Source organism: Paraburkholderia sp. IW21 (assembly GCF_041321145.1).
Classification (GTDB): domain Bacteria; phylum Pseudomonadota; class Gammaproteobacteria; order Burkholderiales; family Burkholderiaceae; genus Paraburkholderia.
Genome location: NZ_JBGGWA010000022.1, coordinates 45,129 through 51,750, shown reverse-complemented (window position 1 = coordinate 51,750; position 6,622 = coordinate 45,129). Strand labels below are relative to the sequence as shown.

Sequence of the window (6,622 nt, the reverse complement as noted above, 5' to 3'; positions counted from 1 at the left end):
ATCCGCAGCGCGTGCATTGATATCGGCGAAGGCCGTCTCACGCTGGTTCATTGCTCTGCTCCTTCATTGCGGCTCGCGAATTCGTCGGCAAGACCGCTCCAGCGACGCGCGATTTCGCGATGCTCGATGCCTAACAAATCCAGAATGCGCCCGACCGTGTGATCGACCACATCGTCGATCGTCTTCGGATGCGCGTAGAACGCGGGCACCGGCGGCATCACGATCGCGCCCATTTCGGTGGCGAGCGTCATGTTGCGCAGATGCGCAAGGTTCAGGGGGGTTTCGCGCGCGACCAGCACGAGGCGGCGGCGCTCTTTCAACACGACGTCGGCGGAGCGCGTCAGCAGGTTGTCGGCGAAGCCGTTCGCGACGCTCGCTAGCGTTTTCATCGAACACGGCGCAATCACCATTCCCGCCGTGAGGAACGAACCGCTCGCCACCGCCGCGCCGATGTCGCGCACGTTGTGGACGACGTCCGCCAAATGGTCGAGGTCGCCGCGCGCGAGGCCGAGCTCCTGCGCGGCCGTCACCGCGCCGGACGCGGACACGATCAGATGCGTCTCGTGCGTACCGAGCCGGCGCAGCGCGGCAAGCAAACGAACGCCGATCACCGCACCGCTCGCACCCGAGATGCCGACGACGATACGCTCGTTGGCTCGCTCATTCATGGCTGCGGCTCAGGTATGCGTCGAACGCGGTGTTGTCTGCCGCGACGAGCGAGTCGAGATCGACCGTGTCCTGGCCGGGGATATGCACGCGCGTGAACACGTGCGCCGGATACACCACCGGCCGCGTCGCGTCGAGACCCATCTTCGCGCTCACGCCCTGAAGATGCGGCGGGGCGTCCCCGGGCTGGCCGACGGTGGTCGAGGGATCGAGCGGCGAGCCCTGCGCGCCTTCGATCACGACCAGATCGCGATCCGCCTGGAAGCGCGTCGCGATGGCCCATTCGATTTCGGCCGGATCATGCACATCCACATCGGTATCGACGACGACCACCTGCTTGATGTCGTAGTGCGCGCCGAATGCGCAAAGAATCACGTTCTTCGCTTCGCCTTCGCGCTTCTTCTCGAACTGGACCCAGAGGTGATAGCGGCACACGCCGCCAACGGAAAGATGCACATCCTTCACGCCGGGATGACTGCGTTGCAGATGCGAGAGTAGCGTCGCTTCGCGCGGAATCGCGCCGAGCAGAAGATGCTCCATTTCAGCCGGAACAATCGTATGAAAGATAGGATCACTGCGATGCGTCACCGCCGTGACTTCGATCACCTCGCGCGCTTCCCGTGCGCTGTAGTACTTCGGGAACTCACCGAACGGACCTTCGGGTTCGCGCACGTTCGGCAGGATGCGTCCCTCGATCACGATCTCGGCGAACGCCGGCACATGCACGTCGTTCGTCACGCACTTCACGACCGGCAGCGGTGTGCCGTGCAGCGCACCGGCGATTTCCAGTTCGTCGTGATCGATCGGGGTAATGGCTTGCGAGGCGAGCATCGTAAGCGGGTCGACGCCGATGGCAACTGCCACGTCGAGCGCGTCGCCCGCTTCTTCCGCCGCCCTCTGAAACGCGTAGAGGTGACGCGGCAGCAGCAGGATCGCCATGCGGTCCGGGCCATGCACCTGAATGCGGTTGATCGACACGTTCTGCACACCGGTGCGCGGATTGCGGGCGATCACGAGACCCCCCGTGATATACGGACCGTTGTCGTGTTCGCTGTGCGTGGGGATCGGGAGCAACGCTTGCAGATCGATACCGCTGGTATGGACGACCTGCTGGCAGGCGGCGTCGGCGCGCTCGAGTACCTTCGACAGAATCGGCTGCTCGGCGGCGTCGCGAAACCGCGCGAGCAAGCCCGATTCTTCGACGCCCATCGCCTCGGCGATCCATGACCGCTTTGACATGAAGCCGCTTACCACCGGCACGTCGTGCCGGCCCGGCTTCGTGAAGAAAGCCGCCTGCGTGCCGTCGAGGCGTTTCGCGATCGCGGCGAGTTCGTGTGCCAGCGCGACGCTCCGGTCGATCGTCGCAACGCGGCCGGTCTTCGCGAGATGCGCAAGCCAGTCGCGCAGTGTGAGGGCGCCGGAAGCCGGTGCCCACGAAAAGGAAGAGGTGCCGTTCGTTGCGGCGTCGCGTGTGTTCATCTGCGTCTCCATCAATGCTTGGCTGCCTGCCCGAACCGGCGCAGCAAGTTGGTGGATGGAGAGTAACGACATCGCGGTATAACTTCTAATACTGTTTATTGATGTTATCGATCACTCATACTGATATACGAGTTAGCCCCGATGACATCGGTTTCGCAACACCATATTAATAAGGGCTCGCAAGGAGCCGCGAGCGGGAAAAGTTTTCTGTCGGCGCGTGATTCGACAGTCGTCTGATACCGCATGCTGCCCTTTATTAGATTTGCTGATGCTTTACTTCACACCAATATGGACCTCAAGCAAATCCACTATTTCATCGCGCTCTTCGAGGACGGCTCGGTCACACGGGCAGCGAAGCGCCTGAGCATCGTGCAGCCCGCGCTCAGCATGCAGATCGCGAAGATCGAGGACGAACTGCACCAGCAGCTCTTCGAGCGCAACGCGCACGGCATGGCGCCGACCGCGGCAGGACGGCTGATGTACCGGCTCTTTCTGCCGATCATGCGCGACCTCGCGCATGCGCGGCAACAACTCGTGCAGCGCGACGAGGTCGTCACGGGACACGTCAGCATCGGCCTGATCGCATCGGTGACAGAGAGCGTGCTCGCGGATTCGCTGTCGCGCTTCCACGCGCGCTATCCGCATGTCGAAGTGACGGTGGCGGACGGCTATAGCGCGACCCTCATCGACTGGGTCGCGGGCGGCCAGCTCGATGCGGCGCTGATCAACAAGCCGCGCGCGCGTCTCTCGCTCGATTCGCAGCCGCTCCTCGACGAGGAAATGGTGCTCGCCACCAGCACCGTGCACGGCCCGGATCTTCCGCGCGCGATCGAGCTTGCGCAGTTGCCCGAACTCGAACTCGTGCTGCCGACGAAGCGCCACGGCTTGCGCGGCGTGCTCGATACCGCCGCCCAGCACGAGGATGTGCTGCTCGCGCCGCGCTTTGAAATCGACGTGCTGAGCACGATCGTGAAGCTCGTGGAAACCTCGCGCTTTGCGACCATCCTGCCGCGCATCGCCGTCGAGCGAGCGGTGCGGCGAGGCAGGCTGCGCGCGTATCCGATCGTCGCGCCGCGCATCGTGCGCCAGATCATGCGGGTGAGTCACCCGCGACGTCCGTTGAGCGCGGCGGCCGAGGCGCTGATCGCAATCATCGCGGACGAACTGCATCAGGTTTCGAACGCATCGGACATGAACAGCCCTCTTCTTCGCAAGGAAACATCAGCATGAACGCACCACACTGGATTGCCGGCGCATGGGTCGGCACGCCCTCTGTCGACAGCATCGATCCCGCGACCGGCGAATCCATCGGCCAGTTCGCCGAAGGCGGCACAGCGGAGGCCGATGCCGCCATTGCCGCCGCCCGGCATGTGTTCGACCGCACGACCTGGGCGCAGGACGCGCGCCTGCGCCAGGATGTATTGCTCGCATGGGCCGCCGCGCTTGACACGCAACGCGAGCCGCTCGCGAACCTGCTTACGCGCGAGAACGGCAAGGCGATCGCGCAATCGCGCGGCGAGATAGCGGGCGCGATTTCGGAAGTGCGCTATTACGCGGGACTTGCGCGGCACATCGCCGGCCATGTGCTGGAGCCGGAACCCGGCACCATCTCGACGATGCTGCGCGAAGCCGCGGGCGTCACCGCGATCATCGTGCCGTGGAACGCGCCGGCGGTGCTGCTCGTGCGATCGCTCGCGCCTGCGCTCGCCGCAGGTTGCACCGCGATCGTCAAGCCCGCCGCGCAGACCACGCTGCTCACGGCTGCCATGTTGCGTTGCTTCGAGCAGACCGCGCTGCCGAAGGGCGCGGTGAACCTCGTCAACGAGACCGGTCATGCAACGGCCGAGCGGCTCGTGGAGTCACATGACGTGGATGTCGTGAGCTTCACGGGCTCGACTGTCACCGGCAAGAAGATCGCGGCAGCCGCCGCCGACAGCATGAAGAAGCTCTCCCTCGAACTGGGCGGCAAGTCGTGCTGCGTTGTCTTCGAGGACAGCGACATCGCCGCGATCGCGCCGCGTCTCGCGCGCGCCGCGACGATCATCTCGGGCCAGCAATGCACGGCCGCGCGGCGCGTGCTCGTGCAAGCATCGCGCGTGGCCGAGATGCGCGAGCACCTGACGCGTGCGCTCGCATCGCTCAAGGTGGGCCCCGGCATTGACGCAAGCACGGATATCGGCGCGCTGATCGAAGGCTCGACATGCGATGCAATTGATCAAACGATCGCCCGCGCATGCGACTCGGCGGATCGCGTGCTGCTGCGCGGTGAGCGCTCCGGTAACGCGTTTCTGTCGCCGACGCTCGTCGAACACAGCGACCCGCAGACGTTCTTCTGCCAGGAGGAAATCTTCGGGCCGTTCGTCACACTGGAGACTTTCGAAACCGAAGCCGAGGCGATCGAAAAGGCCAACGACACCGTGTTTGGCCTCTCCGCAAGCGTGTGGACCGACAACGGCGCGCGCGCTTTTCGCATCGCGCGCGCGTTGCGCAACGGCACGGTGTGGATCAACGATCACAACAAGCTCTTCGCCGAAGCCGAGACGGGCGGCTACCGGCAAAGCGGACTCGGCCGCCTGCACGGCTACGATGCGCTCGCCGACTTCACGGAGATCAAGCACATCTGCATGCCGGCAGGCGTCCCCGATGGCGTGACACCGCTTCGTTGAGTACGCTAGCGGGCGGTCACTCCGCCTGCTCTGCAACGTACGGATGCCCGAATAGCCAGCGCCGAAGTCGGGCGGCAACTCGATCACGCCCGCCTCGACGCGCGCGAATCTCGACGTTTCGCCGTGCTGTGCGGAGTAATCGGCCAGCGCACCGAACGGGCGGGACAGGTTGTAATGTTATGTGGTTTGGATGGTCACCGGCGCAGTGAAGGGCGTCGCCGGGTTCAGTTTCGAGCAAGGTCCACGCGCCGCGTGATCGTAGATCGCTGGATCGATAGGGGAAACGCGCGAACGCCCGCGTGGTCCTTGGCCTGCAATCAACCCTGCGCATTCTGCAACGTAAAGATGCCTGAATAACCGTTGTCGAAGTCGGGCGGCAACTCGATCAAGCCCTCCTCCACGCGAGCAAACCTCGGCGGTTCGCCGCGCACCATCTTCCCGCGATGCACGCTGTCAATCACAGGTGCGAAGTAAGCGAACGCATCCGCTGCGACGTATTGAATGATGTAGGTGCTGCGCATCGAGACGGAGAGATTGACGCCCGAGCCGTGCACCGTCAGCCCGTGATGCGCGACGATATCGCCGGGATCCAGTTCGCTGTCGAGCGCGTGCGCCAGTTCAGCGTCCTTCATGCTGGGATTGCAGTTCAACGTGTACTGTCCGTCGGACCAATGACTGCGAGCACCGCCCTTGTGACTTCCCGCAATGGTGCGCAGGCACCCGTTGCCGGCTCGCGATGCATTTAGCGGCACGCTCAGCGCAACAAGATTCGTGTTCGTGTGCGGAAACACCGGCCAGTCCTGATGCCAGCCGATCTCGGCGCCGCCCTCCGGCAACTTGAAATTGAGCTTCGAGTGATAGAACTTCACTGCGCCGCCGACCAGTTCGGCTGCGATGTCGCCAAGGATCGAATCGAAGGCGATCTCGCGGAAGATCGCATCAAGTTCCGTCGGGCTTGATATGCGTCTAACTCGCGGATGCTCTGCGCTATGCCCCTTCGCCAGATCGACATGCTTCGTGCGCGCCGTCAGGTGGCGTGCCTCTTCCCGCAGGCGATCAGTCACATCGGTCGCGGTAGGTCTCCAATACCACTAGCCAAAAAGATTGTGCTGAATCTGAACAAGGTGCCCGGTCAGGGCCTTCACCGCCGCATCCGTATCGCGGTCTCGCAGGGCTTCGACAATTGCACGATGTTGGGCCTCATATTCCTTGCGGCGTTCCGGAGTCAGCGAGCGGGCCTTGAGCCGTCCCCACTCGCCTTGCTCGCGCACACGATTAGACAGCTCGAGAACCTTGAGGAAAAACGAGTTATGCGTTGCGAGCGCGAAGACGCGGTGCAACTCACCGTCCCAGTGTTCAAATTCTTCGTTGGTTTGGGCAGCTTCGGAGCGGTCAATGCACTCAACCATCTTTGTGAAGTCGGCTCCTGTCGCATTGCGTGTTATCAGCCGCGGCATCAGTGGTTCAATGAGAAGTCGCGCTTCCATAAGCTCGGCGGGACTGGTCTGGTTCGCGGAAGGCGGTTCGGCTTGTTCCCTACTTCTTGCTGGAAACGTTCTCGCGGCTCCGGGCCGCACGAACGTGCCGCTCCCCACAGACTGCGTAATCAGCCCGCGCTCCTTCAAGTCTACGAGGACCCTCCGTACGGCACCCCTCGATGCCCCGAACTGCTCGCTCAAGAGACGTTCCGCAGGCAATTTCGACCCATCGCCCAATCGGCCTGAGGCTATTTCTTCGTCCAGGTACGCGGCCAAGGATTTCGCGCCTGCCGCCCGAACGCTGCTGCCACGACTTTCAACGTCGCCCATTCT

At 63.5% G+C, this 6,622-nt stretch carries 6 protein-coding genes; 2 read left to right on the top strand and 4 right to left on the bottom strand.

Features of this window, described 5'->3' with window-relative positions:
- Positions 1-47: 47 nt before the first annotated feature.
- Both ACAX43_RS32185 and ACAX43_RS32180 read right to left on the bottom strand, forming a co-directional pair.
- Positions 48-668 (bottom strand): UbiX family flavin prenyltransferase, encoded by a 621-nt coding sequence (locus ACAX43_RS32185; protein ID WP_370712363.1) that lies wholly within the window; start codon positions 666-668, stop codon positions 48-50.
- Complete coding sequence (locus tag ACAX43_RS32180) at positions 661-2,145, bottom strand: UbiD family decarboxylase (RefSeq protein ID WP_370712362.1); 1,485 nt, start codon at positions 2,143-2,145, stop codon at positions 661-663. Before ACAX43_RS32180 ends, ACAX43_RS32185 begins: the two co-directional genes overlap by 8 nt.
- A 288-nt stretch (positions 2,146-2,433) precedes the next feature.
- Here ACAX43_RS32180 and ACAX43_RS32175 point away from each other — a divergent pair, with 288 nt between their 5' ends.
- Positions 2,434-3,375 carry a LysR family transcriptional regulator gene (locus ACAX43_RS32175; RefSeq protein ID WP_370712361.1) on the top strand — a complete coding sequence of 314 codons (942 nt, stop codon included), beginning with the start codon at positions 2,434-2,436 and terminating at the stop codon, positions 3,373-3,375.
- Complete coding sequence (locus ACAX43_RS32170; RefSeq protein ID WP_370712360.1) at positions 3,372-4,811, top strand: aldehyde dehydrogenase family protein; 1,440 nt, start codon at positions 3,372-3,374, stop codon at positions 4,809-4,811. Before ACAX43_RS32175 ends, ACAX43_RS32170 begins: the two co-directional genes overlap by 4 nt.
- A gap of 317 nt (positions 4,812-5,128) precedes the next feature.
- On the opposite strand, the gene ACAX43_RS32165 is transcribed toward ACAX43_RS32170, so the two are convergent.
- Positions 5,129-5,875, bottom strand: coding sequence for a phytanoyl-CoA dioxygenase family protein (locus tag ACAX43_RS32165; RefSeq protein ID WP_370712359.1), 747 nt, complete (start codon positions 5,873-5,875; stop codon positions 5,129-5,131).
- A 27-nt stretch (positions 5,876-5,902) separates the two neighbouring features.
- Positions 5,903-6,619, bottom strand: a complete 717-nt coding sequence (locus tag ACAX43_RS32160) for a FadR/GntR family transcriptional regulator (protein WP_370712358.1) — start codon at positions 6,617-6,619, stop codon at positions 5,903-5,905.
- Positions 6,620-6,622: the final 3 nt, after the last annotated feature.